The sequence below is a fragment of the Cutibacterium avidum 44067 genome, from assembly GCF_000367205.1.
GTDB classification, from domain to species: Bacteria; Actinomycetota; Actinomycetes; order Propionibacteriales; family Propionibacteriaceae; genus Cutibacterium; species Cutibacterium avidum.
Genome location: NC_021064.1, coordinates 1,796,096 through 1,821,182 on the forward strand (window position 1 = coordinate 1,796,096; position 25,087 = coordinate 1,821,182).

Below are 25,087 nucleotides of genomic sequence, written 5' to 3' on the forward strand. Positions count from 1 at the left end.
GGCAGCGCGCCACTCTTGCTCGTCTCACAAGTGGCTGGCCTATTGTTGCGGGGCGGCGGGCTCGGAGCGCTCACCGTGCTCTGTATGTCCGCGGCCTACCACCAGCTCGACGCCGACGAGATCGTCCACGCGAGTACTGCTGGACGACTCGCCACCCAGTTCGGTAGTGCGGCTGGCGTCGCGGTTTGTGCGTTACTCGTCGCGGTAACTGACGGAATCCACCCGGTCACCTTCGCCGCGCTCACGGCCGTCACCGCTCTCATGACGGTCACGGCCGTGAGACTGCCGGACGGTGAAGTCGTACGGAACTAGCTCAGGCCCGTAACTTACTTAGCCCCAACGACCTTGACGTGGTCTCCTTCGGACCTCTCCAGCAAGCATTAGAGCGTTTGAAGGCACGACGCTCACCGCTGCCCATGATGGATTATTCACACACTGTTCCGACCACTCCCTCATCTTTGGGGGCAGATGGAGACATCTACAAACCAGCGATCCACGTGGGATGAGGCCCGCGTCGTTGCAGAGAAGAAGTAGAGCGATGCCTACACAGATCGGTCCGGAAGAGGCGGGCGCGTCACGCAGACTGCGTCCCCTGACGGGACGGCAGAAACTCGGGGCCTGGGTCAGCCACCCATACGTTCGTGCAATCGGCGTGCACTGAATCTGTCGGTAACCAGATGCGTGGCGTACCCAGTCCGGAGTGCTGTGTGAAGCGCCTCGGTCTTTCGGCGCCCTCCCGCCACCAGGATGCGAGTTGGTATGAGGCGCAGCTCATCCAGCTGAATGCCGACCGTTCTCGCATCGATCTCCGGACTGCAGGGCTGACCATCAGCATTGATGAAGCGTGAGCATATGTCCCCTATCGCCTGCATGCGCAACCGGTTGAGCTCGTCATCAGTGAAGTAGCCCATGTGCAGCAACAGCGCGTCACGGTCCATCGCTCCCACGGTGAAGACCGCAACATCAGCTTGCTTGCCCAGGTTCAGAATCTGGGCAATGTGGCGTTCCGTCTCGACCAGTTGCTTCACCTGTAGAGAGTCGAAGATCACCGGCAAAGGCAAATAGCGACCATAAGCGTTGAATGCTTCACACACAGCGGCGATAGTCTCGACATCGTTGGTGGGGATGTCCGACTGTGACATCCCTCCCTTGAGTTGGATGACCTCGACACCTCGGCGGTCCTGATGCTCAAGCTGGCGAGCCACTTCAAACATGGTGCCTCCCCAGGACAGTCCGAGGGTCATCCCATCGGCGACGACATCCTCCAGCATGCGGGCGCCGCCCCGTCCCAGGGCCTTGAGCACCTCTGCCTCATCATCGACCGGAGGGACCACCACGTGAACCTCCGTGAGCCCATAGTGGGTCCTCAGTGCGTCGGCGAGCACTGAACTGTCCTCTCGAGGATCATTAATGGAAATAGTGACGAAGCCACGGTCCTTTGCGTGCTGGATGAGCTTCGAGACGGTGGGCCGGGAGATTCCCATCTGGATGCCGATGTCGCTTTGCGATAGGCCGCTCTCGTAGTAGAGGCGGACCACATCGAGGGCTTGGGCGTCTCGCTCGTCCATGCTAAAGATCCTTGCGGTCACGATGCCGGGTGCGGCCAGCGGATTGCTGGCCGCACCAGCGAGACTAGCGCCCACAAACTCGTACTTCGTTACCGCTTGTCCATACTGACCCCCGTCCGTGCGGTGAAATCCTCAGCGGTGGCGTAGGAGAACTGGGTTCCTCTCCGGGTGACGGAGTCGGCAGCGTACGCGTTGGCCATTTCAAGAGCATCGGCAATGGGCCACCTTGAGACAAGAGCATGACTGAAGCAGCCGATGAAGGCGTCTCCTGCGCCGGTTGTGTCTACCGCATCGACGCTGACGGATGGAATCAGCTGGGTCCCCTTCTCGCTGACCCACAACACACCGCGTTCCCCGAGAGTGACAATCACGTTGTGCATACCCTTCGCGACGAGCTCGGTCACGGCCTCGGTGATCTCCTCGAGGGTGTCAACCGGCTTCCCAGTCAACAGCGCCAGCTCCGTCTCGTTTGGAACGAAGTAGTCGACTGAAGCGATCCGCGAGTAGTCGAGGTTGGCAGTCGCCGGAGCGGGGTTCAGCAGGATGGGGATCCCAAGTCCGTGCCCCACCTCAATCGCGTGATACACAGTGTCGAGCGGGATCTCCAACTGCAAAACGATCAGACGGCAGGACTTGATGTCGTCGATAGCCGCGTCGATGTCCTGGGGTGTGAGAAGAGCATTGGCCCCCCTGACGATGAGAATGGAGTTGTGTGACTCCTGGTCGACGAAGATCGGGGCCACCCCGGAGGAAGCCTCGGTCCGCATCACGTGGCGAGTGTCGATGCCGTTGGAAGCAAAGTTGCGAACCGTGTTCTCAGCAAACACATCGTTTCCGACCCTCGTCAGCATCATCACCTGAGACCCCAACCGGGCGGCGGCGACAGCTTGGTTGGCTCCTTTCCCTCCACAGCCCATCTGGAAGTCGGGCGCCTCGAGGGTTTCCCCCAGCACGGGCATCCGGTTGATGTAGGTGATCAGGTCAACCATGTTAGATCCGATGACAGCGATGTCCATGACTACTTGTCCATTCCTGTGTGAACGTGAAAGTGGCGGGTCTCCCCCGCTTCCAAGTTGATGAGGGTGCCTGACGCCTCCGCGGCGTTGCGCCCCTCAGGGCGACATGTTCCGGGAAGCACGAACGCGCACACCCTCTGGTCGGCGTTGTGCAACAGCCAGCGCGTAGCAGTGGTGAACTCTTCGGTCGAAAACTCTGTCACGAAGCGCCCGCCCTCAGGCAAACTCATCTCAAAACGTGCCGTGGAGCCATACTGCGGAAGATCATCGGCGAAATAGACGATCTCGGGGTCGTAACGGCTACCGTCAGCGAGAACTTGAGAATCAACTCCGCCAGCCAGAATCTCCTCGTTAAATGCCAACCAATCCTGCGTGGGTGAAACATGGGCAGGAACACTGCGACGCAGCTGGAAAACGTCACCAATCGACTGGCTCATGCGCGCACCGTCAATCCATGCGTAGTTCATATGGCACATGTACTGCAACGGCATCGGCTGGTAGTGCGACAGGTTGGTCACGCTCAGATCGATGTCGATCATCGTGGCCCCGGCAACAAGCGACACACGAGGAACAGCCTGGTAGTGGTGCCCGAACCCTTGCGCGTATTCACGACGACCACTCACGGCGATGGTGTCACCACTGACCTCCAGCCATCCCTCATCAAAACGAGAACAAGGGAACTCACCGTGCAGAGGATGCGTGTCCTCAGGGGCTGGACAGCCATTGGCGAGCAGTCCTGAGTGGAAGGCGAAGCAGCCATAAGTATTGACGATGACATCCGCGGGCTGAGGCTGGGAGAACATGTTGTCCATCGTGAGTGAGACACCATCGAAGACCACGTCCCAGATGATCTGACCCATGAACGGCAGAACTTCTACGTGCCCACGGGAGTTCGAAACTGTCACAGACGCCACGCCACTTTCGTAACGCTTTGCGGTGACGGTGAACTCATCAGATGACAACAAAACATTGTCATGCCCAGCGGTGAAAAGTGATTCATGCAATGGAATTATGTACATGAGAGACTTCCTTATTCAGATAAATGGTTAGTCGGCCACAGCCGCCGAATCGGAGCGCTGCAGGAGAATGAAGTGCGTCAGCACAGCCGCGAAACAAACCAGCGGCACTACGAAACTGAACGGCATCGACCCAGTCCTATCGGAGACCATGCCTTGGAGGAGTGGAACTACTGCGCCGCCAACGATGGACATGACGATGACAGCGCCGCCAGTTTCGGTATGCCGCTTGTCAGTGATCGCGTCCAAAGTACGGGTGTAGATCGTGGCCCAGCAGGGTCCGAGCAGACCCGAGGTCAGGATTGCTGCCCATACTGCACTCATGTTGGGGACGAGCATCACGTACAGCAGCGCGAGACAGCCCAGCGTCGAGTAGATGATGATCGTTTTATTCGGGCCAATGCGAGCCATGAGAACGTTCGCCAGGAATTTCCCGAGAAAGAATGCAATGAACGCCCATATCATGAAATTAGAAGCAGTTCGTTCGTTCATAGTGTGATCGAGAGACAAAGCCAGGCGAATAGTGAATGACCAGAGCGCCGTCTGCAAACCCACGTAGAGGAATTGAACGAAAATTCCGCGACAGAAAGTCTTATTGCGAACGAGATAACGTAACGTTTCCCCAATGCTAGCGCTGGCCTCTTGATCCTCTCCTGAGTTTGTATGCCTCAAGGGCTTGCAGTGGGGGAACTGGGTGATAGCCACGAGGATCAGCATCACGACGAGGACCATGACGATGTACTTGTAGGGCAGGAGGGTGCGCGCAAGCATCTCCTCAGCAAGGGCCCGTTTCTTCTCCGCGTCTAGTCCGGACATTCGCCCCTGCAAGCGATCCCCTTCGGAGAAAATCAAGTACTTGCCGAGCAGAATGCCGAAGATAGATCCAAGCGGGTAGAAGGTCTGCGAGATGTTCAACCGGAGCGTGGAGGACTTCTTGGGACCGATCATCGATGAATACGTGTTGCAGGACGTCTCGAGGAAGCTGAGACCGACCGCAATGGCAAACAGAGCGACGAGGAACACCGAGTACGTCGCCATGTGCGATGCCGGGAAGAACAGCATGCAGCCGACGATGTACAGCGTCAGGCCAATGAGAATAGAGAGTTTGTAGCTCCACTTTTTGATCACTCGCGATGCAGGAATGGCGATGACAAAATACCCGCCATAAAAGGCGCTCTGGACAAAGGCAGAAGCCGCATCCGAGAGAGTGAAGATCGTCTTGAATTGTGTAATCAGAATGTCATTGAGACTCGCCGCCGCTCCCCATAATGGGAAGCAGATCGATAGAAGGATGTACTGGAAGATCGGCGTTCGATCCAGATAACCGTCATCCTGTTGCACTGCGCTGTGCTTGATGAGCATGTCAGTTGCCTTCCTTGATGATTCTGAGCCCGGCGGAAGCACCGATCCGATTTGCACCAGCTTCAACCATCCGAGTGAAATCCTCGGCTGTGCGAATTCCGCCGGAGGCTTTGACGCCGAAATCTGGCCCCACCGTTTCGCGCATCAAGCGGACGGCGCCTTCCGTCGCGCCGGAGGTGGAGAACCCCGTCGACGTTTTGACGAAGTGAGCGCCCGCAGCCACAGATCGACGGCAGGCCTCAACGATCTCGCCATTGTCCAGCAGGCACGTTTCGAGGATGACCTTGACGAGTGCGCCGTCTGCTGCCTCGACGACGGCACGAATATCATCCTGAACCCCCTCCCAGTCGCCAGCCTTTGCCAGCCCCAGGTTCATGACCATGTCGATCTCGTTCGCGCCGTGTGCCACCGACTCTCGAGTCTCAGCCTCTTTCGTGGCAGTGGTAGTCGCACCTAGCGGAAAGCCAATCACCGTACATACGGCTAGACCAGACCCCTGCAGCGCGTCATGAGCTGTGGGAACCCAATAGGGATTGACACACACGCTGGCAAAGTGGGCCTCTTTGGCCTCCTCGCACAGGCTGAGTACCTGGTCGCGAGTAGCAGTGGGGGCCAGCAGGGTGTGGTCGATGAGATGTGCCTTCGATGGCATGCGTTCTCCTTTGATCGCGTTGACAGGAACCACACAACCACCAATGGGAACATTTGTAAATACCTAAACTTCGCGAACGTTCCCAAAACTCCGTGAAGAAGCAGCCCATGCATGGCGTCATGGTGACAAATCCCTCACCCGCCAATGCCCCGAGGTGAGTCGGCTTCCAGCTCCGAACGGAGTTCACACAGCAACGCCGTCGCCTCAGCAAGCCGGGCGGCGTAACCCTCGGCTATCGCCGTAGGCAGCGGTGCCCGCACGTCCGCTGCTGCCGCAGCGAGAGATGCCCCCTCCTCGGTGAGCGTCAAGATGACCGCACGACCGTCATCTGATGAGGCAGACCGGGTGGCGTAACCAAGATCAACAAGCTGCGACACAAGACGGCTCGGATGCCCCGACTCAGCAACCAAGCAGCCCGCAAGTTCCTTGAGCGACACTGGACCGAGCTCACCGAGGGTCATCAGCGCATCAGCCTGCACGCACGTTAGGGACTGCTCCGGGTTTGGTTGATACTGGCACCTCGGGTCCGTGAGGGCCTGGTGAGAGGATGCATGTCATGCCCAAGCCTCATCCGAAAGGGTTCCGCGATGATGTGATCGCGGTGGCCCGCAAGGGCGAGGCCTCGATCAGCTAGATCGCGAGGGACTTCGGGATCAGCGAGTCTTGTCTGCGCGGCTGGCTGGCCAAGGCCGACCGTGCTGATGCCCCGGCCGGGACCAACCAGTCGGCGGCGCAGTTGCGCCAGGCCACGAAGCGCATTCGGCTGGTGGAGCAGGACAACGAGGTCCTGCGTCGAGGTGCGGCCTATCTGTCCTGCGACATCAACCCACAATGATGTTCCCTTTGGTCACCGACCTGGCCCAGGCCACGGGGTCGATCCGGGTGCCGGTCGCGGTGTCGTGTCGTGTGCTGGGCTTGTCCCGGCAGGCCTACTACCAGTGGCTCGCCTGCCCGGTCTGGCAACGTGACTGCGACGATGCCCACCTGATCAACGCCGCCCTCGAGGTGCATGCCGAAGACCCCGGCCTGGGCTACCGTCTCATCGCTGATGAGCTGCCCGAGATGGGTATCACCGCTGGTGAGAATCGGGTCCATCGCCTGTGCAGACTGCAGCGGATCCGCTCGTTCCACTCGGTCAAGAACGGCTCGTGGAAGAAACCTGGACCGCCGGTGCACGACGACCTGGTGCAGCGCCAGTTCCATGCCGAGGGACCCAACCAGGTGTGGTTGACCGACATCACCGAGCATCACACCAGCGAGGGCACGCTGTACTCGTGTGCGGTCAAGGACGTCTGGTCCAACCGCATCGTCGGCTACTCGATCGACAGCCCCATGAAGAAGCCGATCGCGATCAATGCGCTGCGCATGGCGCTCCAGCGCCGCGGACCTGTGGCTGGGTGCATCGTCCACTCAGACAGGGACAGCCCATTTCGAGCCCACGCATGTGTGGCCGAGTTGACCGCCCATGACCTGCAGGGGTCCATGGGTCCAGTCGCGTCAAGCCCGGACAATGCCGCCATGGAGAGTTTCTTCGCGCTGGTGCACAAGAACGTCCTCAACCGTCATCCCTGGGCTAGCCGCGCTGAGCTACAGCTAGCCATCATCACCTGGATCGAGAAGACCTACCACCGTCGGCGCCGCCAACAACGCCTCGACACACTCACCCCGGTAGAGGCCGAAGCAGTCCATCAGACCACCACCAAGGTCACCTGACCTACCCCTACAAAACTATCAAGCAAACTGGGGGCAGTCCCCCTGCAAACCAGGCGCGAGTACCATGCCCCAGGGCAGCGATGGCCGAACCCAGCTACCAACCTTGCGAACCGCAGATCACCGGGATTGGCGTCGAGGATGGCCCGCACCACCCACGGGTTCCGGCGTGGTTGATCCGATGACAAACCTCGGTAGACTGGGGTCGTGACCATTTGAGCGTTTCCCTGACCTGCGTCCGAGGCCATCTGCCCGGCAGGTTTCGTCACCTCTTCGGGATTTTGCTCATGCCTCACGTACTTGCTTCATCGTCGTTCACTGCCACGGGCTCGCATTTGCGAGTGGACGGTCTCTCATTCTCCTACCCTGATCGGCGAGTACTCACGAATTTGTCGTTCGTCGTACCTGCTGGTGACCGGGTGGGGCTGATCGGGGAAAACGGGTCGGGGAAATCGACCTTGCTCAGGGTGCTCGCCGGATTCTTGGAGCCGACATCGGGAACGGTCGCCGTGAATGCGCCGGATGCCGATGTGCCAGTGATTGGGCTGCTTCATCAGGAGTCCCCGTTCTCCGCAGCTGAGACCATCGAGAATGCCATGGAGACTGCGGTCGCCCCGTCGCGACGCGCAGCCGAAGAGGTCAGCAGGCTCGGTGTCGCGCTTGCGGACAACCCCGATGATCCAGTCACCGCCAACGCCTATGCGTGTGCCCTGGAAACAGCCGAGCGTCTTGGGGTGTGGGAGATCGAGGCGAGGATCTCAGCGATGCTGGCTGGACTCGGGCTCGGGGACATCGACCGCGACCGGTCGATAGGGACGCTCTCCGGTGGGCAGCGAGCTCGGCTCGCTCTGGCGTGGCTACTGCTGAGCGCACCGGATGTGCTGCTGCTGGACGAGCCGACCAACCATCTTGACGATGCCGCGATCGCATATCTCGTCAGCGTGCTCACGGCGTGGCGAGGGCCGTTACTTATTGCCAGTCACGATCGGGCTTTCCTCGATGAGACGGCCACGTCGCTGCTCGACCTCGACCCATCGCCACTCCCGCACGCGGTCGCGGGGCCGCTGGTTGACGACGGCACGGGAACCGGGATCGGCCTCACCCGCTTCACCGGCAGCTACAGCGACTACCTCGCCGCACGAGCTGAAGCACGACAGAGATGGGAACGGCGGTATCGCGATGAACAAGTCGAGCTTTCCCGGCTTCGTGCCGCGGTGAAGGATCAGCAGATGGTGGGACACTCGGATTGGCGCCCGCGTTCCGAGGTGCGCACGGCAAAGAAGTTCTACGCCGACCGCAACGCGCAGGTCATCTCTCGCCGCGTCAACGACGCTCGCGCACGCCTGACGGATCTCGAAAACCGCCAGATCCGAAAGCCGCCACGGGAACTTGAGTTCCAGGGGCTCACGGTTGCCGGCGACCCGCGTACCATCGGCGCCCTCGAACCCGTGCTCACCACCGTCAACGCGGCTCTGAAAGATCGGCTCCCGGCCACGTCGCTCAGCATCAGCCGAGGCGAGAAATGGCTCATCACCGGCCCGAACGGATCAGGGAAATCGACCTTGCTCGGCCTGCTCGCCGCCACGCTGAAACCAAGCAGTGGGCAGGTCACGCGCACCCCGGTGGACCGCGTACAGCTGCTTGCGCAAGAAACCGCTCTACCTGATCCCTACGATCGCGGTCCTGGTCGCACCGTGCTCGACGCTTACACAGATTTGGTCGGTGCGGAACGTGCGGCACGAGTGCCGCTGAGCACCTTCGGGCTGATCGCTAGTCGAGACCACAACCGACGTGTGCAGGAACTCAGCGTCGGCCAACAACGTCGCCTTGCCCTCGCGGTAGTGCTGGCTGACCCGCCAGAGATCCTGCTGCTGGATGAGCCGACCAACCACTTTTCGCTCAGCCTCGTCACCGCACTCGAAGATGCACTCGTCCAATACCCTGGCACCGTCGTCGTTGCCTCACACGACCGGTGGCTGCGCAAACGATGGCAGGGCCAGCGGTTGACACTCCCTGAACCGTGCTGACAAGCGCAGTGCGCCGAATCGAGGCGCAACTGCGCCTGCAGCCAGAACCGAGCACCCGCTGTGCCGTCGCCACCCCAGATGGCGAGGATGGCGCGGCCCCGGTTCACCGTGACGCCCTTCACAGCATGGAACGGGGCGTTACGGACTTGCCCCGTCAGGAACCGTCACCACGATCATGTCGACGATAATCACCGGATAGATCGCATCCAGCGGTCTGCTCGCCCATTGGGTGGGTGCACCGGTGGCCTTCTCCGTGATCTGGCTGATGGTGTGTGGAGGCCGTCGCCCCCACAAACCTCGTCGAAGTGCGCGGCGATCTCACCAGTCATCAACCCGCGCGGTCAACAACAGTACGATCTGATCGATCCCGTCCAGACGGCGCATGCGCTTGAGCACGATCACCTGAGCCCAAGACAGCAACAAGGCCCGAACCGAAACCATCGAGGATGGCGCAAGTTCGGGCCTTGTGGTGGGGTGGAGCATAGGGGATTCGAACCCCTGACCTTCTCATTGCGAACGAGACGCGCTACCAACTGCGCCAATGCCCCCAACAACGCGGTTACGTTACCACATCCGGGCGACCCGCGCCACGGACGTGACTCAGTCGACAAGGACCTCGTCAGCCCCGGATTGTCCCTGTTCGCTGGCGACGTCGTCGAGGACGGCGCGCATGTCCTGAACCATCATCTCGATGTTCGACGGACCCTTCTGCGGTCCACCTGCAATACGACCATCCACACCCAGCAACCACGCCGTCGGGTACCCATGAACCTCGAAGACCAGGTTCGTGGACCCGTCCTTGTCAACCAGGGACAGCGGACGCAGCGACTCCGGCAGTGCCTCGCGAACAGACTCGCTCGTCACCAGGCATCGCACGTCAACCTCGGGCAACAGCATCATCCATCCCGGAGCCTTCGTCATGACTCTCTCGCACGGACCGCAACCGGGAGAGACGAAGATCAGCAGAACCGGGCGCTGCGCCACCAGGCCACGCAGGGTGGTGGTGCGTCCCTCGGCATCCGTCACCGATGCCAGCGGAATCGGCACCGACTCATAGTCGGCGATCTCCTCGGCGTCGTCCTCCTCGGCCACATCATCGACCGGGCGGTAGAGCACCGTCGCGACGACAACGACCGTCAGCACAGCGGCAAGCCACCACCACAGGTCACCGGCTGAGGCCTTGACGATCCTCTCGATGGCCGGACGACGATCGTCAGTGGCCGCGATGAGGGCCAACACCGACGCAGCGACGAGCAAGACGTTGCGGACGATGGTTCGAGCTCCGATGTCACCGGGGGCAAGATCACCGAAACAATGGCAGTCCACCGGATCCGGGATCGTCACGACTGCCCGAATGATGATGACGAGATAGAGGCAGAACAGCGCGACGGCACAGGAGGCGACGATGATGCCGAACACCCCACCGACGATGAGCAGCAGGGCACCAAGCACGATCTCTGCCCACGGCAGCATGGACAGCACTCCCGACGGCAGTTGCGAACCGGGAAGGCCAAGTGCGTCGAGGGCGTCGCCGACAGTGTCACGAGACTGAACCTTGCTGACGCCCGAGACGAGGAGAACGACCGCGGCAAGCACCGCGCACAGCGTCAGACCGGACAACACGGGTGCCATTGTGCCACCTCATCTGGCGACTGTCGGAACCGTGCTCAGGCCGACGCAATTCGGACAATCCCCGATGGCCCCTCATGGACCTCCGAGACAGACTGCTCGTCGTCGGAGGCCTCGACCGGCTTCTCTGCGACGACGGGGGTGTCAACCTGGCCAGGAACCGGGCCGGGAGCGGAGAGGTCGATGGTGCGAACGGTCCGGGCGCTCAACGGCGTCGAGACATAGGTGGGAGCAGTGACGACGACGTCGTCCCACAGCGAGCCCTCCGGGGCCGTCACCGGACGGTCGAGGTCGATGGTCCAGGAAGTGGGCTCGTCGTCGGTGCGAAAGGGCTCCGTCTTCACCTCCAAGACAATGGTCTCCTCGTCCCATCCCCTGTCGATGAGGGCATAACGACGATCAAAACGCTTCGTCATCTCCACCACGGACCACCGCGCCAGGGCGAAGAACCCGACCAGCAGAAGGGCGAAGATCGCCACCAGCCACCACGGAGTGACGTCGGCGATGGCAAGCACCATGAAGAGCACCGTCAAGCTCAACAGCACCAACATCGTCGCCATCCGACGCTTGGCAGCCACCGCCCAGGACCGCCTCAAGTCACGACGGGCGTACGACCTGGTGTACGGGGTGGACAGCTCCACCTCGGGGCCGTCCTCGGTCTTGTCAGGGGTAACTGTGCAAAAGCCTCGGGACACCACGTTCATGGTGTCCGGGAAGTCTTCGTGCCTGTCATCAGACACCTCTTGGGAACGTCGACGATTGACGACCGTGGGGACGAGATAAGCGATCCATCCCACGAGGACGATGGCGATGAGAACAGCTTGGACGGCTTGCACGATTGACACGCTACGGTCTCTCTTCGGCGTGTCGCGTGGACCACACGCGGAGTGTCGGAAAACGAATCACAACCATGTGGTTCAGTCCTCGTCCTCGCTCACCGGCGACCCCGGCAGAAGGTGGTTGGCGAGGTAGTGGCACAGGACGCCATCGGGGTAGTCGTCGGCCAGCAGACGAAACACTCGGTGATCGCGCCATTCACCGTCAATGTGGAGGTAAGCGGGCCTCATACCCTCCTCTGTCATGCCGAGTTTCTCCACCACACGCAAGCTCTTGACGTTCTCAGGACGCACGCAGATCTCGACTCGGTGCAACCCCATCACTTGGAAGACGTAGTCGCATGCCAGGGCCACTGCTGTCGGCGCGACCCCTTTGCCCGCATGGGCGGACGCCACCCAATAGCCCATCGAGCATGACATCGCCGATCCCAAGGAGATCGACGACACCGTCAGCTGACCGATGAGCGGAGTCGTGGCACGGTTGGTGGCCCGATGATCGGGCCATCCGTCGTCCCAACCGATGGCCCACGGCAGACTGCTGCCTTCCTTGGCACGCTTGCGATTCCTGGAGACCATCGCGAGATATCCACCTACGCGCTCGTGGGACCCCGGTGGTTTCGTCGCCTCCCAAGGAGCGAGCCATTCCCAGTCGAGTTCGCGCGTGGTCGTCCATCTCACCTCATCGGCTCGCCGAAGCGGACGCAAAACCACCCCACCGGCCTGCAGGGTCACCGGCCAATGGTGGTGACGTGGCAGCGTCACCCCCCACGGCAGACGAGCTGAGGCCATGGCGTCACCTCAACCGCCAGCACACCAGCGGCATACCGGTCGGAACCGGCTCATCGCCCGCCCCGACGACGGCGATCGCGTCGGCCATCGACAGGTCGATGGCGTGAGTGACATCACCCATTCCCGCTCGCAAGAGGACCGGACGGCCTCCGACTCGGGCCAGACGCACCGGGACGAAGGTGGTGGAGTCCGGGTGACGGGCAATCGGACGATCCGTCTCGGCCCTGAGCACATCGGCCGGCGGCAGGCCCGACAGCTTGCGCAGCAGAGGCTGCACGAACACCATGAACGAGATGAGAGCTGGTCCAGGGCCTGCCGGCAGGACGACCAGGGGGACCAGGCTCGGGTCGATGAGGGCGAATCCCTGATTGGCCCCCGGCTCCATCGCCACCCTGGCGAAGTCAGTACCTCCCATTCGTGGCAGTACCGAGGAGACGGGGTCCTGCTGACCGACAACCATATGATCGCTGGTGGTGAGGACGAGATCCGCACCACGCCCGGCATTGGCGAGCAGCCGTGCCAACTCGCTGTCGCTCGAGGTGTCGCTGGAGATGACGGTGACGTCGACGTCAAGGGCTCGGGTGGCGGACTCGATGGCTGCAGCGGTGGCATCGAGGGAGGCAACCTCTTCGACGCCATTGGCCCGAGCCCGCCTCTCGATCTCCTCGCGCTGGTCCTCATCAGCTCGCACCGCGACGATGACGACTTTGGGCCGCGGCCGTACGAACACCTCGTCGATACCGGCCGAGGCCAGCATCGAGATGATCCCGGGATGCAGGATCGTCCCATTGCGGACCAGAACCTCACCTGATCCGTAGTCCGAACCCGCGAGGCGAGCCCCAGCCCACCTCTTGACCGGAGAGAACAGCACGATGTCACCGTCGGCGTCGAGCAGGTCCAGTGGGAGGACGCAATCGGTGCCCTCCGGCAACAGTGACCCAGCCATGACGCGCACAGCAGTGCCCGGGATCACCGGAGTGGGAGGCCGACGATCGACCTGGATCTCCACGGCACCAGAACGACCTGCCATCCTGGTGGACGCAGAATCGAGGGCATACCCGTCGATGACGGCGGTCGTCACCACCGGGACGTCATGAGGTGCATGGATGTCCTCACACACCGCCAGCCCCACGGCCCGCGGCAAGTCCATGGCGACTGGCGGAACGGCCTGCACGAGGCTGCACAGGTAGTCGCAATGATCGACGACTGACCGACGCCCGGACATGTCCGTCTCGGGCGCTCCCGGCAGACCGAGGGGCTCCACCTCGGGCTCCGGGGCATCGACCTGCTTCTTCCTGTGGAACAACGCCATGGCATCACCCTAGAGGTCATTGCGCTGTCTGGCCGACAGCGACTCGGCCAGGGCGTACCATGAGGGGGGTGATGACGCACCACGGCCTCGCCGATGAGGACCTCTCTGGTCCTCGGCTCGGCAAGGAGGAGCTCCGACGTGGCTGCCATGACCGCCGGGCAGCCGTGGACCATCGGACCCGAATGAGCAGGGACGACCGACGCACCGAGCACGCCATGAGTCGGCTGCTGTGGGCCCACAAGGTCGCCCTCTACCTGTCTCGCGGGGACGAACCGGACACTGTAGGACTGGCAGACACCCTCGTCATGATGGGAAAACAGGTTCTTGCTCCGGTCCTGACGGACGGCCACGGTCACTCCCTGCACGAACCGGCGTGGGCGTGGTACGACGGCAAGAACGTACGTACCGGTCTGTGGCAGATCCCCGAGCCGATCGCTCCTGTGCTGCCAGCCTCGGCCATCACCGTGGCCGAGGTCGTGCTGTGCTCAGCCTTGCTGATCGACCGGGCGGGGTACCGGGTTGGCGTGGGAGGCGGCTGGTACGACCGCGTCCTCACCCAGCGAGCTCCTGGGGTTCCGGTGTGGGCGGTCGTCGATGACGACGAGATCGTCGACGAGGTTCCCCATGATCCATGGGACGAGCCGGTCACCGCTGCTCTCACTCCCACTGGCCTACACCTGCTGGGTCAGTGAATGACGCGGAATTTCTTGGTACCCGGCAGTACGCCTATCATTCGACAGGCGCCTGACACCGATCGGGCCGGAACGAGGAGACCATGCCCACCTACCAATATCGATGCAACGACTGCGGCCATGACCTCGAGGTCGTGCAGAAGTTCAGCGATCCCTCGCTGACCGAATGCCCCACCTGTGAGGGTGAGCTGCGCAAGGTCTTCAACGCAGTGGGCGTGGTCTTCAAGGGGTCGGGCTTCTACTCCACCGACAATCACACCAAGGGAGCCTCCAAGGCGGCTACCGCAGAGAGCTCGACCCCCTCCGATTCCTCCTCGACGAAGTCCGAGCAGTCTTCGTCATCCCCCTCGACGACGAAGACTGCTGACAGCGCGTCCTGAGTGGAGGGTCCGGACAGGACGTGAACTGCCTGTGGACAGAAATTGCCCTGTGGACAACTGAACGATTTCGTCTCCTCCGACGATAACTGTGGGTGTGAGACTGACATCGAAGAACTCCCAGGACCCTCGCCGACCACAATCGACCCTTAAGCACAAGACCACCGCGCGACGTCGTCTGCATGTCCTCGTCGCACGCCATCGACGCGGCCTGGCAGCCCTTCTCGCCGCACTGGCGGTGCTGCTCGTGGCCTCCCCCGGAATCGCCACGACATCCTCCGGACGAGAGGTCATCGTTGCCGCCCGTCCCATCGAGGGCGGACGCACCATTCAACGCTCTGACCTACGTACCGTCCGCGTGGATCCTGCCGTCCTCCCCCATGAAACAGCCACCCTCGCTCAGGTGGAGGGCCGCCAGGCATCGGCTCGCATCACTGAGGGGACGATTCTGACGACGTCCGCCGTGTTGTCCGGCTCCAGCGTCGGATCCGGGAAAGCCCTGGTAGGGATCCATCTTGTCGACTCGTCGATGGTCGGGATGCTGCAGGTGGGCCAGCGGGTGTCCGTCGTCTCCCCCGGCGAGGATGGAACACCGCACGTCCTGACCCGTGGCGCGATCATCCGTAGCCTGCCCACCAGCGGGGGTGGACTCGTGCAAGGCTCCCCGTCCACGGAATTGGTGGTGGTGTCCACCCGATCGGCCGATGCCGCGGCGATCGCCGTGGCAGGCCAAGGACAGCCCCTGGGACTGGTTGTGGAATGAGTTCGCATCCGGCGAAACAGCGTGAACGGTGTTAGCCGCACACCTGATGTCCCATTATAGTTCTCGACGGGCCCGAGGCCATTGGGCACACACCACAACCCGAAAGGAGCCCCGTGAAGGGATTCAAGGACTTCCTGATGCGCGGCAACCTCATCGAGCTCGCCGTGGCATTCATCCTTGGCGGCGCGTTCTCCACCGTCGTCAAGTCGTTCACCACAGTGATCATGGATCTGCTCGGCAGGATCGGCGGCACCCCCAACTTCTCAGGTTGGGTACCCGGTGGGGTCCACGTCGGCGCCTTCATCACCGACGTCATCTCCTTCTTCGTGATGTCCCTCGTCATCTACTTCGGGCTCATCAAGCCCGTGGAGATCGCCACGAAGAAGCTCAAGCACACCGAGGAGGAGCCGGTGGCCGCCCCCACCACCGCCGATCTGCTCATCGAGATCCGCGACGAGCTGCGTTCCCGTCCGGTTCAGTGAGCTGCCTCAGTGCAACACGCTGTGTGGTGGTCGTTCGGCCAACAGACGAGCCTCGTCCGGCCCGATGACCACCGCGCCACGATGCACTGTCGCGCTCAACCCGTCCAGCCCGGCGATCCGACGCGCCTGGGCGAGCACCGCTCCATAGCGGGCGAACTCAAGTCCGGTGGACAGGTCGCCGGGAAGCGGATCGGGCCACGAGCGACCGGCCTGTTGGCATTCAGCACGCCGCTGCGCGAGTCGTCCAGCAGGCCAACCCAACCCGATCAGCCACTCCACCAGGTCGGCTGCCTCCCAACCGGGCTCGTCAGGGGCGGTGAACCGCTGTCCGGTGAGGACTGCGGCCACTGCCTCCCAACACTGCTGATCAGGTGTCACTTCTCACCGGGAATCTCGCCGGTAAGTACGGTGCCGTCAGGGATCGTCTGAGGCTTCTCGGTGCTGAGAGAGACATCTCCCTCGACGACAACCCCCGGTCCGAAAGTCCAGTCTCCCTTGACCGTGAGAGAGGTGGCCCTGCGCAGCGACGGTGGCTCCGGGATGCGGTCGGTGAAGTCACCGACCTTCTTGTAGAACTCCTTGTCAAGGTCAATGGCGCAGGTGTCGTCAGTCATCTTGACCAAGTGAGCGGAGTCGTCGAGATCGTAGACGTCGGAACGCAGCAGCAACAGCTCATTGGTCGTCTTGACCGGCAGGAACCGGGAACGATCCACGCAGATGCAAGTGGCGCCCTCGAAAATCTCGATGGCACCGCCCATGGCCGACTCGATCTGGATGACCGGGGTCGAGGAGGAATCCTTCGGGTCGACGGTCTTCTCGTTACGGATGATCTGCAGCCCCATCACGCCGTGACGCTCGTCGAGGACCTTCTTGAGGGCCTCGAGGTCGAACCACAGGTTGTTGGTGTGGAAGTAGGGATGACGGTTCTCGTCGGTGAAGTACTCCATCTCCTCATCGGCGGTCTGAGCGGTGTCGCGCAGGATGAGCTGACCGTCGGACTTGCGGACGGCCAGGTGTCCACCCTTCTTGTCATTGATGGTGCGACGACACAGCTCAGCGGCGTACGGGGCACCCGAGGCAGCGAACCAGCCAGCCAGACGACCGTCGGGGACCGCTCCCAGGTTGTCGCCGTTGGACACCGAGGCGTACTTGAACCCGGCCGCCAGGAGCTTGTCGAGCACACCGGATCCGAGCAGGGCGGTGTAGAGGTCACCATGGCCCGGCGGGCACCACTCCAAGGAGGGGTCCTTCTCCCACTCGACCGGGGCGAGAGTCTCGGCGTCGAGCTTGGGCTCCTGATTCTGCAGGAAGTCCAGGTCCAATCCCTCGACGGCCAGGTCCGGGTACTTCTCGAGGGCCTTGAGGGTGTCCGCACGGGTGTTGAAGGAGTTCATGAACATCAGCGGCAGACGGGCGCCGAACTCCTTGCGGGCCGACAGCACCTGGGTGGCGATGATGTCGAGGAATGACTTGCCGTCACGCACCTCCAGCAGCGACTTGGCGCGATCGAGCCCCATTGAGGTTCCGAGCCCGCCGTTGAGTTTGATGATGACGGTCTTGTCGAGGGCATCAGCAGCCTGTTCCTCGCTGAGCTCGACGTCGTCGAGCATCGGCGGATCGATCAGCGGGGAGATGGTGTCCTCGCGGATGAGTCCGGTGACACCGGTCTCGAGCTGGTGGTAGTAGGAGGTGAAGACATTGATGGCGACGGGATCGACACCTGCCTCGGTCATCTTCTGGCGTGCAGCTTCAAGTCCTTCTTCGCTCATCCTTGCTCCCCTGCTGGTACTGCTGGTAGACGGACGTTTCCAGTCTATCGAGGAGGGTCTACCGGCACGGTGGAGCATGCCACCCCGTCACCGGTGAGCCACGCAACCAGAACGCGAACCCGGCCCCCAGGGCGACGCTCCGGGGACAGGGTCAAGGTCACTTGACCAGGTTCGTCCACCGTTGCCACGCTGGAGGTGATGGTGCGGGAGCGTCGGTCCACCAGCAGGACATGGACGACTCCCCCGACCCAACCGTGTAGGCCGACGGAAACCGCGTCCCCCACCCAGCTCGCGGAGATGACTTCCCCGGCCCGGCGCGAGTCCAGACGTGCCAGCCCGGACAATCCGATCCCTGTCGTCATGGCCTGCTCGATGGATTGCGGGGAATCCGCTGAATTGAGGGCGTCCAGTGGCATGAGGGGATCGTCGACCGGCCAGTCCCGACCCTGGCCGGGATGATCGTCGAGGACCGCAACTCCCCAGCGATAGGGGTCTCCCTGTACCCCTCCCCACACCGACCAACCAATGCGACTCTTGGCAGTCTGGTCGGAGTCGGTGTCGTAATAGAGGATGTTCACCCCGATGTGGTTGGGGTCGATGGGTGAGGGCAGGATTGACATCGGAATGGCCACCTGGATGTGGCTGCCGTCCGGAATCGGTCGAGCGGTCCATCTCATGCCGGGAGCGGTCTGCCAGGCCGGCCCCTGACGCTGGTCGGCGTCACGCAGAGCCCACGCCCCGACGTCCGAGGTGAAGGGGATGACGGCCGCCTTGAAGGTGGACGAGGTGTTCTCTGAGGTCCCCTGCGGATCAATGTCGATCTCCAGGGAATCCGTACGCCAATGGCCCTTGCAGTCGGCGCTGGCCAACACCGATCCCCGCTTGGGGTCATGAACGGACGCATCGACGTAGAGGTAGTCGTCGTACCAGGCCATCCAGACCTTCCCGGAGACGTCACGCATGGCCGCACACTCGTCGCCTTCCCAGACCCGGGAGATGTCCATGGGCTCGCCTGTAAAGACCTCGGAGTCGAAGGCACCATCGAGTTTGGGAGGACGTGGAGCATGGGGAACACGGGTGGACGGCACCAGCTCGATCCACTGCGGAGTGGACCACTGACCGTCCTGCGACGTCACCGTCAGGGTGTACTCGTAGTCGCCGCCATATTTGCCGGTCTCCAGGGTGGAGTCGGTGTTCGTCAGCTCCACCTCGACCCGGCATGCCTCTCCCGGCGACAACGGACCGTAGCTGATGCGGCTGCAGGCAACATCGAACCCTTCAGGAAGGTCCAGGATGACATCGCCGGACTGCTCCCGGTCGCTGTGATTGGTGACGCCCAACCCCAGCCGCCTCGTCAGCCCTGATCCCAGCGTCACGACCGACCTGACCAGCCCTGAAAGCTGAGGCATCCCGATTGAGTCAACCCACTGTTCATACTGGCTGACCTGGGGCAGGAAATCCTGGTGGGCACTCACTGCTGGCAGGACGACGACTCGCGTGTCGGTGTATCCCACTCCCTGATCGGCACGGATCCGCAGCCCGACCCGAGCTGGCCCCTCAAACGCATTCGTCGGAATCGTCACCCTCACCTCGGTGGTGAACGACGACTCGGGGGAAACCTCATCGATCTCTCCGATCTCCACCTGCCAGCCCTCGGGTGCGACGGTCTCGAGGGTCACTCCGGACAGATCACCGGAAAGGGAAAGACGACCATTGAGTACCTGCCCGACCGTGGCCGTCGCGGAAAGGTCCAGGTCAACCGTCGTTCCCAGCGGCAACCCGCCATCCTGCCGCACTGCTGCACCGGCGAGCACGGCGTCGACGCGAGATGCTTCCGGGGTCCCCATCTGAGGGTGGGGGACCCGGGATGCCACCTGGCTTAGGAAGGTTGAACCGATGAGATGGGGCTGGGTGGGAACATCTCCCAGACATGCCCAGCCCTGGGAGATGAATCTCCGCTGAGCCTGACGCTGATGGTGGGCCCAGGTCACACCGGCATCGTCAGTGGCCCTTCCCACAGCGCGTAAACGGTGCTGGCATCAGCCTGTTCAGGCACCAGGGCTGCGTCCGGACCAGTGGGGCGCCCCCCGCCGAAGGAGTCCAGGAGGAGCCGTGACACCTGCCACGGCTGAAGTCCTTCGACCTCGACCTGGTCGGGCGCGAAGGTGGGATCAGCCGCTGCCAGATAAGCCTCGACGGCCAGCCGACCGGCCATCTGATGGTTGCCGTGTTGTCCCGGCATCGGGGCTGGATTCATGGTGATGATGACCGACGGCTGGGTCGCCCTGACCACCCTGACAAGCCGAGAGAGGGTGTCGAGACGTCCCCACACCCGAGCCGTGAGGGGCGCCGAAACGGTGTAGTAGAAGTCGACCTTGTCGAGGTAGAAGAACCTCTCGACGCCCACCAGGGACAGGGCGCTACGTTCCTCCCTCTCCCGCAGCAGACCCAACAGCGGACCGTCCTCGCTGCCAACGGCATTGCCGCCACCCTCACCACGGGTGATGGACACGACGCCCACCTTCACTCCGCACTCGTGACGCCACCGTCCGAAAGCAGCGAGCAAACCGGACTCGTCGTCAGGATGAGCACCGATGAAGAGGACGTCGAGACGTTCAGGCCTGGGCTGGGTCATCCCCACTCCCATCGCAGGTGGTTGGCGGTCAGGTGTTGATGACCGAGTGTAGCGAGGCCCACCTGCGTGGCCCACGAAGTTGACAGGACATCCCAGTCCACCTGGAAGGCGGGGTTGGCCCTGCCCACCACACCGGACTAGGCTGGTGTGGCCCTTCGTGGGCAGGGCCCCGTAGCTCAGGGGATAGAGCAGTGGTTTCCTAAACCATGTGTCGTAGGTTCGAATCCTATCGGGGCCGCCCTCAGGCGTACCATCGCTTCATCTCGACCTCGATCTCCTCCAGGGAGCGTCCCCTCGTCTCCGGCATCACCTTGACCAGGATGAGCGCGATAACGAGGTTGACAATGCCGTAGGTGAGGTAGGTTCCGGCACCACCAAGCCCTGCCAGCATGGCCGGGAACGTCCAGGTGATCGTCGCGTTCGCCAGCCATCCGCAGAACACCGCGGCACCGTTCATGGCTCCGCGCATCCGGGTCGGGAACATTTCACCGAGCATGGTCCACACCACCGTGCCGTTGGTGGACTGGACGATGAGCATGAAGATGCTCATGAGGACGAGCACGAGGATGGGCGCCCATGCCGGCACACCCTTGCCCACATGCGGAGCAATGGCGAATCCGAAGGTGGCGGCAATCCCGAGCAGACAGACACCGACAGCGGTGACGTCGAAGATCAGAAGGTGCCGACGATCGAACCTCTCGATGAGCCACAGGCCAGCACCGGCGCCGATGACGGACATGACGCCGTTGGCCACCTGGGCAATGATCGAGGCCTGGGTGCTCATCCCTGCGAATTCCAGCACCTTCGGCGCGTAGTACATGACGGTGTTGACACCTGTGGTCTGGTTGACCGCGGCAAGGAAAATTCCGACGAGCAGAAGACGACGCGTCCACCGCGACTCCATGACGACGGCCCACTGCTGGCGATGAGTAAGTCTGCCGCCCTCACCGTTGAGCTCGACCATCTCGGTGACCTCGTCGACGATCGGCTCGTCAGCCCCTTCGACGCGCACCTGTTTCAGACATGCAATCGCCTCCTGCAGCCGACCGTGGCTCAAGTGCCAGCGCGCCGACTCAGGCATCCTCCGCATACCGATCCACAAGGCGACAGCCGGCAGGGTGCACACCACGAGCATCCACCGCCAGGCTCCACCAGATCCGGCGGACACCGACAGCTGCATGACGAAGGCGTGGAAAGCTTCGTCACTCATCGTTCCGCCATGGGACGTCGCCATGGCCTGCAACTTGTCCCAGGAATAGGTTCCGGGAGCGAGCCGACCGGACGGATCCGCCGTCACCGTCAGGGTCGGGCCGCCATGTGCCGCAGAAATGGCGGCATTGACGGAGAAGGCCAGCAGCTGACCGAAGACGATCATGAACTGGTCAAGAGCGACGATGCGGCCACGCATCCGCTTCGGAGAGGTCTCCGACAGATAGACCGGCACCGTTGCCGAGGCCGCGCCAACGGCAAAGCCGAGCACCACCCGGAAGGGGTACATCACCCAGATGCTGGGAGCCACGGCCGTGCCGAGAGCACCAATGATGAACAGGACAGCGAGGGTCAGCAGGTTATGACGGCGTCCCCAGCGATCGCTCATCATGCCGCCGATGAGCCCGCCGAAGGCCGCACCAAGGGTGAGCGTCCCTCCGATGGCACCTTCATGGCCCACCGTCAGAGCCAAACCACCAGCACCATGTGGCAGGTACATGAAGGGTAGGGCGCCAGAGATGACCCCGGTGTCATAGCCGAAGAGCAGTGAGCCCAGGGTGGCGACCGCCGCCACCACACCAATACGGCGTTTCGGGCCTGCTGGTCGCGTCGTCTCGACGAGCTCGGCGACCTCGGTTCTCGATGTCACGGACAACTCCTATGGACGGGATGTCGCACCGACGCACCACTGCGCTCGGCACCGCGACCCGCCCGGCATCCATGACTCAATCACGTATGACGTAAGCAGGGTCGACGGCAGGACGTTACCACCCTGTCGCCGACCCCGTATCCGCACACATTGGCGGGAATGAGAAAACTCGGTGTCAGCCCTGCTTCTGGGCCGCGGCCTGCCTCTTGAGATCCTCGACGTCGATCTCCTTGACCTTCTCGATGAGCTCGTCGAGCTGACGGCCCTGCAGCAGGCCGGACTGACGGAAGACGAGGTAACCATTACGGAAGGCCATGATCGTCGGGATGGAGGTGATCTCCAGACCGGCGGACAGCTCCTGCTGGTCCTCGGTGTCGACCTTGGCGAAGGTCACGTCAGTGTGACGCTCACCGGCGTCCTCGTAAATGGGCGCGAAACGCTGGCACGGCCCGCACCAGGATGCCCAGAAGTCGATGAGGACGACATCGTTCGAATCGATGGTCGAGGAGAAGTTGTCCTTGGTCAATGCGACGGTAGCCACGTTGTACCTCCCGGTAATTGTTTGGGTTCGGTCGACCGCAACGCCGTGGCGCCTCGGCCCATGTGTGGTGCAACAGCATCAGGAGCTGGCGTATTCCCGATGTGCCAATCCGTGATTCACCTCGATGTCGCAGCGCTCGGTGCCATGCCGCCTTGAATGTCACACGGCCTTCAACTCGGCAATCGCCGTCGCTCCCAGATCACGTAGCAGATGGCCGGCACAAATGGGTCGCGCGGCGATGACCGACACCACGCGGGACAGGCCGGGCAGTGCCTCGTCGGAGACGTCGACGTCGTAGCCGGGAGCCAAGGGGTCCAGCATCGGGTTGGACCCGTCCGACCACTGCTCATTGAGCTTGTTCCAGGTCGTCACCCAGGCACTGCCGATCTCACTGCCCGACGGCACCCCGAAGAAATGTCCCACTGGGGCATGATGGCGCAGGGCCACCAGGCCAGATTCCTGGAAGATACGGGCCAGTCGCACCCGAGCGTCCAGGGCCCGGCGGTCCTCCCACGTACCGGCGAGCACCCACTGGCACGGGTGCGGACAGGTGATACCGACGTCAGGACGCTCACCGGCATCAATGGTGGCGTGGTTCATCGCGCACACCCCGAGGGCTTCACCCAATCTGGAATGGAACTTGTCCAGGTAGGAGGTGTAACCCTCCTCGTCACCCTGAGCAGCATGAAGGCTGCGTCGAGCCGTCGCGTTCATGGCCGAGGTGTGGGCGCAGTCCTGGCCGTCGCCTCCCCACTTCTCCCCCACCTTGCCGGGCAACGTGAGCGGGTCCCCGCCGTCTCCCAGTACCGACTGCCAGGCCAGCTGGCCCAGGTATTCCCCCAGGATGTGGCAGGTCACGACGACCTGCTGTGGCTCCTCGCGATGCATCCGGATGTCGAGGACCTCGAGCATGAGCTCGTAGAGGGGCACCAGGTCTCCCAGTGCTCCCCTCTCGGTTGACCGCGGGTGGTGCGGAAAACCCGCGTCAGTGAGCCGGGATCGCAGATCAGCAGGCAGGGGGTCCCCGATCTCCTCGAAATCTTCGGCATCGAGGGCCAGGACTCTGCGGGCCACGGCCGTCACAGCAGCGGCCTGCACCAAGTGAGGATCATCGGATTCGGACGCCCGTGTCATCCGTAACATGGAATCGGCGGTGTCATACCAACCCGCTTCACAGAGCGTCGCGATCTGGTTCAGATCTGGCAGCTGACGGGGCCACAGGGTTTGGGACACACTCATTGCGGCATCGTCACCGCGATTCAGGAGTTCTGGACGACGAACAGACCGGAAAGGACCTCCGGATCGACGACAACCGAACCGTCGGGACCCGTCAGACGGATGCCGTCGACATCATCCTTGACCTCGATGCTCATGCCCGGCAACAGTCCAGCGGCGTAGACGTCGGTGAGGTTGCCCTCGGTGGCCTGGAAGAACTCCGACAACCGGGTGACGGTCACACTGACCGGGCAGCCGGCCTCGGCGATGATCTCGTCAAGAGGCTTGGAGTCGTCGCGGAAACGGGCGGAGTCGTCCGGACGACGACCGATCTGCTCGGGAGGAAGGGGGCAACCGTACGGGGAGACATCGGGGCTGTCGAGGATCTCGGTGAGGCGCTTCTCGACCTCACCGGAGATGACGTGCTCCCAACGGCATGCCTCGTCATGAACCAGGTCGGGGCGAAGACCGATGACCTCGGTGAGCAGGCACTCAGCCAGACGATGCTTGCGCATCACCGTCTCGGCCGCGTCGTGGCCTTCCTGCGTCAGCGAAATCGAGCGGTCAGACTCGACGACCACGAGACCGTCACGCTCCATACGAGCCACGGTCTGGGAGACGGTGGGGCCGGACTGGTGCAGTCGCTCGACGATACGGGCGCGGCGCAGCTCAACACCCTCCTCGAGCAGCTCGTAGAGAGTCCTCAGATACATCTCCGTTGTATCGACGAGCTCACTGCTCACGGTGCACCTCTTCCCCGCCCTCACAGCCGAGGGGCGTCGCTGTCCACCTGCCCATCGGACAGGTTGTCTGACAAAACGGTCGGGGCGTCATTGCT

At 62.6% G+C, this 25,087-nt stretch carries 25 protein-coding genes, 2 tRNA genes and 1 pseudogene; 8 read left to right on the forward strand and 20 right to left on the reverse strand.

The features are described 5' to 3' along the window. Window positions 1–84 precede the first annotated feature (84 nt). On the forward strand, window positions 85–312 hold the full coding sequence (locus PALO_RS08245; protein ID WP_144010484.1) for a hypothetical protein: 228 nt from the start codon (window positions 85–87) through the stop codon (window positions 310–312). A 311-nt stretch (window positions 313–623) separates the two neighbouring features. Here the strand turns inward: PALO_RS08245 and PALO_RS08250 are convergent, their stop codons facing one another. The 6 genes from PALO_RS08250 to PALO_RS13160 all read right to left on the reverse strand — a co-directional run bounded on the left by PALO_RS08250 (window position 624) and on the right by PALO_RS13160 (window position 6,093). Next, entirely contained in the window at window positions 624–1,568 is a 945-nt protein-coding gene (locus PALO_RS08250; RefSeq protein WP_015583174.1) for a sugar-binding transcriptional regulator, read from the reverse strand. Between the two features lie 89 nt (window positions 1,569–1,657). Then, window positions 1,658–2,584, reverse strand: coding sequence for a ribokinase (gene rbsK / locus PALO_RS08255; RefSeq protein ID WP_015583175.1), 927 nt, complete (start codon window positions 2,582–2,584; stop codon window positions 1,658–1,660). A gap of 2 nt (window positions 2,585–2,586) precedes the next feature. Beyond that, entirely contained in the window at window positions 2,587–3,603 is a 1,017-nt protein-coding gene (locus PALO_RS08260) for an aldose 1-epimerase family protein (RefSeq protein WP_015583176.1), read from the reverse strand. Window positions 3,604–3,630: 27 nt separating this feature from the next. After that, on the reverse strand, window positions 3,631–4,962 hold the full coding sequence (fucP, locus tag PALO_RS08265; RefSeq protein WP_015583177.1) for an L-fucose:H+ symporter permease: 1,332 nt from the start codon (window positions 4,960–4,962) through the stop codon (window positions 3,631–3,633). 1 nt (window position 4,963) lies between these two features. Beyond that, on the reverse strand, window positions 4,964–5,614 hold the full coding sequence (deoC, locus tag PALO_RS08270; protein ID WP_015583178.1) for a deoxyribose-phosphate aldolase: 651 nt from the start codon (window positions 5,612–5,614) through the stop codon (window positions 4,964–4,966). 134 nt (window positions 5,615–5,748) lie between these two features. Continuing rightward, window positions 5,749–6,093, reverse strand: a complete 345-nt coding sequence (locus tag PALO_RS13160) for a winged helix DNA-binding protein (RefSeq protein WP_015583179.1) — start codon at window positions 6,091–6,093, stop codon at window positions 5,749–5,751. A 77-nt stretch (window positions 6,094–6,170) separates the two neighbouring features. Here PALO_RS13160 and PALO_RS08285 point away from each other — a divergent pair. After that, a pseudogene (locus PALO_RS08285) lies at window positions 6,171–7,327 on the forward strand (IS3 family transposase). Window positions 7,328–7,611: 284 nt separating this feature from the next. Continuing rightward, window positions 7,612–9,351: an ABC-F family ATP-binding cassette domain-containing protein gene (locus tag PALO_RS08290; protein ID WP_051048713.1), complete on the forward strand. Its 1,740-nt coding sequence runs from the start codon at window positions 7,612–7,614 to the stop codon at window positions 9,349–9,351. 138 nt (window positions 9,352–9,489) lie between these two features. Here the strand turns inward: PALO_RS08290 and PALO_RS13165 are convergent, their stop codons facing one another. The 6 genes from PALO_RS13165 to PALO_RS08315 form a co-directional block, all read right to left on the reverse strand. Continuing rightward, on the reverse strand, window positions 9,490–9,645 hold the full coding sequence (locus tag PALO_RS13165) for a transposase (RefSeq protein WP_144010458.1): 156 nt from the start codon (window positions 9,643–9,645) through the stop codon (window positions 9,490–9,492). Between the two features lie 181 nt (window positions 9,646–9,826). Further along, a tRNA-Ala gene (locus PALO_RS08295) sits at window positions 9,827–9,899 on the reverse strand. Window positions 9,900–9,951: 52 nt separating this feature from the next. Continuing rightward, window positions 9,952–10,983, reverse strand: a complete 1,032-nt coding sequence (locus tag PALO_RS08300; RefSeq protein WP_015583183.1) for a TlpA family protein disulfide reductase — start codon at window positions 10,981–10,983, stop codon at window positions 9,952–9,954. 35 nt (window positions 10,984–11,018) lie between these two features. Further along, a complete protein-coding gene (locus PALO_RS08305; RefSeq protein WP_187290318.1) occupies window positions 11,019–11,816 on the reverse strand; it encodes a hypothetical protein in 798 nt (265 codons plus the stop codon). A gap of 81 nt (window positions 11,817–11,897) precedes the next feature. Continuing rightward, the gene (locus tag PALO_RS08310; protein WP_171023519.1) at window positions 11,898–12,542 is read right to left on the reverse strand and encodes a GNAT family N-acetyltransferase; all 645 of its coding nucleotides are present in this window, start codon (window positions 12,540–12,542) and stop codon (window positions 11,898–11,900) included. A 67-nt stretch (window positions 12,543–12,609) separates the two neighbouring features. Continuing rightward, entirely contained in the window at window positions 12,610–13,917 is a 1,308-nt protein-coding gene (locus tag PALO_RS08315) for a MoeA family protein (RefSeq protein ID WP_015583186.1), read from the reverse strand. A 71-nt stretch (window positions 13,918–13,988) separates the two neighbouring features. Here PALO_RS08315 and PALO_RS08320 point away from each other — a divergent pair, with 71 nt between their 5' ends. The 4 genes from PALO_RS08320 (at window position 13,989) to mscL (ending at window position 16,231) form a co-directional block, all read left to right on the forward strand. Further along, window positions 13,989–14,609, forward strand: coding sequence for a 5-formyltetrahydrofolate cyclo-ligase (locus PALO_RS08320; protein WP_015583187.1), 621 nt, complete (start codon window positions 13,989–13,991; stop codon window positions 14,607–14,609). Between the two features lie 83 nt (window positions 14,610–14,692). Continuing rightward, on the forward strand, window positions 14,693–14,989 hold the full coding sequence (locus PALO_RS08325; protein WP_015583188.1) for an FmdB family zinc ribbon protein: 297 nt from the start codon (window positions 14,693–14,695) through the stop codon (window positions 14,987–14,989). Between the two features lie 175 nt (window positions 14,990–15,164). After that, window positions 15,165–15,749, forward strand: coding sequence for an SAF domain-containing protein (locus PALO_RS08330; protein ID WP_306425505.1), 585 nt, complete (start codon window positions 15,165–15,167; stop codon window positions 15,747–15,749). Window positions 15,750–15,862: 113 nt separating this feature from the next. Continuing rightward, window positions 15,863–16,231, forward strand: coding sequence for a large conductance mechanosensitive channel protein MscL (gene mscL / locus PALO_RS08335; protein WP_004810819.1), 369 nt, complete (start codon window positions 15,863–15,865; stop codon window positions 16,229–16,231). Window positions 16,232–16,237: 6 nt separating this feature from the next. Here mscL and PALO_RS08340 read toward each other — a convergent pair whose 3' ends face one another. From PALO_RS08340 to PALO_RS11590, 4 genes are read right to left on the reverse strand one after another with little or no spacing between them, the layout of a single operon-like run. Beyond that, window positions 16,238–16,609 carry a hypothetical protein gene (locus PALO_RS08340; protein ID WP_004810817.1) on the reverse strand — a complete coding sequence of 124 codons (372 nt, stop codon included), beginning with the start codon at window positions 16,607–16,609 and terminating at the stop codon, window positions 16,238–16,240. Further along, window positions 16,606–18,000 carry a UTP--glucose-1-phosphate uridylyltransferase gene (locus PALO_RS08345; protein ID WP_015583191.1) on the reverse strand — a complete coding sequence of 465 codons (1,395 nt, stop codon included), beginning with the start codon at window positions 17,998–18,000 and terminating at the stop codon, window positions 16,606–16,608. Before PALO_RS08345 ends, PALO_RS08340 begins: the two co-directional genes overlap by 4 nt. 44 nt (window positions 18,001–18,044) lie before the next feature. Then, a complete protein-coding gene (locus PALO_RS08350) occupies window positions 18,045–19,991 on the reverse strand; it encodes a sugar-binding protein (RefSeq protein ID WP_023033325.1) in 1,947 nt (648 codons plus the stop codon). Further along, window positions 19,988–20,635, reverse strand: a complete 648-nt coding sequence (locus PALO_RS11590) for a PIG-L family deacetylase (RefSeq protein WP_023033324.1) — start codon at window positions 20,633–20,635, stop codon at window positions 19,988–19,990. The genes PALO_RS08350 and PALO_RS11590 overlap by 4 nt, the downstream gene beginning before the upstream one ends. A 165-nt stretch (window positions 20,636–20,800) precedes the next feature. On the opposite strand from PALO_RS11590, the gene PALO_RS08355 reads away from it, so the two are divergent. Next, window positions 20,801–20,873, forward strand: a tRNA-Arg gene (locus tag PALO_RS08355). Window positions 20,874–20,876: 3 nt separating this feature from the next. Here the strand turns inward: PALO_RS08355 and PALO_RS08360 are convergent. The 4 genes from PALO_RS08360 to PALO_RS08375 form a co-directional block, all read right to left on the reverse strand. Next, entirely contained in the window at window positions 20,877–22,493 is a 1,617-nt protein-coding gene (locus tag PALO_RS08360; RefSeq protein ID WP_015583192.1) for an MFS transporter, read from the reverse strand. A 175-nt stretch (window positions 22,494–22,668) separates the two neighbouring features. Continuing rightward, window positions 22,669–23,052, reverse strand: coding sequence for a thioredoxin (trxA, locus tag PALO_RS08365; protein ID WP_171023509.1), 384 nt, complete (start codon window positions 23,050–23,052; stop codon window positions 22,669–22,671). A gap of 141 nt (window positions 23,053–23,193) precedes the next feature. Further along, complete coding sequence (locus tag PALO_RS08370; protein ID WP_021108337.1) at window positions 23,194–24,273, reverse strand: hypothetical protein; 1,080 nt, start codon at window positions 24,271–24,273, stop codon at window positions 23,194–23,196. A gap of 20 nt (window positions 24,274–24,293) precedes the next feature. Beyond that, window positions 24,294–25,016, reverse strand: coding sequence for a metal-dependent transcriptional regulator (locus PALO_RS08375; protein WP_004810805.1), 723 nt, complete (start codon window positions 25,014–25,016; stop codon window positions 24,294–24,296). Window positions 25,017–25,087 lie beyond the last annotated feature (71 nt).

Bases quoted from the DNA above. Each gene is read 5' to 3' on its own strand.
- rbsK (WP_015583175.1), bottom strand. From the start codon at position 2,584: ATGGACATCGCTGTCATCGGATCTAACATGGTTGACCTGATCACCTAC.
- PALO_RS11590 (WP_023033324.1), bottom strand. From the start codon at position 20,635: ATGACCCAGCCCAGGCCTGAACGTCTCGACGTCCTCTTCATCGGTGCT.
- PALO_RS08245 (WP_144010484.1), top strand. From the start codon at position 85: ATGTCCGCGGCCTACCACCAGCTCGACGCCGACGAGATCGTCCACGCG.
- PALO_RS08370 (WP_021108337.1), bottom strand. From the start codon at position 24,273: ATGAGTGTGTCCCAAACCCTGTGGCCCCGTCAGCTGCCAGATCTGAAC.
- PALO_RS08320 (WP_015583187.1), top strand. From the start codon at position 13,989: ATGACGCACCACGGCCTCGCCGATGAGGACCTCTCTGGTCCTCGGCTC.
- PALO_RS08290 (WP_051048713.1), top strand. From the start codon at position 7,612: ATGCCTCACGTACTTGCTTCATCGTCGTTCACTGCCACGGGCTCGCAT.
- PALO_RS08300 (WP_015583183.1), bottom strand. From the start codon at position 10,983: ATGGCACCCGTGTTGTCCGGTCTGACGCTGTGCGCGGTGCTTGCCGCG.
- fucP (WP_015583177.1), bottom strand. From the start codon at position 4,962: ATGCTCATCAAGCACAGCGCAGTGCAACAGGATGACGGTTATCTGGAT.
- PALO_RS08345 (WP_015583191.1), bottom strand. From the start codon at position 18,000: ATGAGCGAAGAAGGACTTGAAGCTGCACGCCAGAAGATGACCGAGGCA.
- PALO_RS08250 (WP_015583174.1), bottom strand. From the start codon at position 1,568: ATGGACGAGCGAGACGCCCAAGCCCTCGATGTGGTCCGCCTCTACTAC.
- PALO_RS08325 (WP_015583188.1), top strand. From the start codon at position 14,693: ATGCCCACCTACCAATATCGATGCAACGACTGCGGCCATGACCTCGAG.
- deoC (WP_015583178.1), bottom strand. From the start codon at position 5,614: ATGCCATCGAAGGCACATCTCATCGACCACACCCTGCTGGCCCCCACT.
- PALO_RS08315 (WP_015583186.1), bottom strand. From the start codon at position 13,917: ATGGCGTTGTTCCACAGGAAGAAGCAGGTCGATGCCCCGGAGCCCGAG.
- PALO_RS08260 (WP_015583176.1), bottom strand. From the start codon at position 3,603: ATGTACATAATTCCATTGCATGAATCACTTTTCACCGCTGGGCATGAC.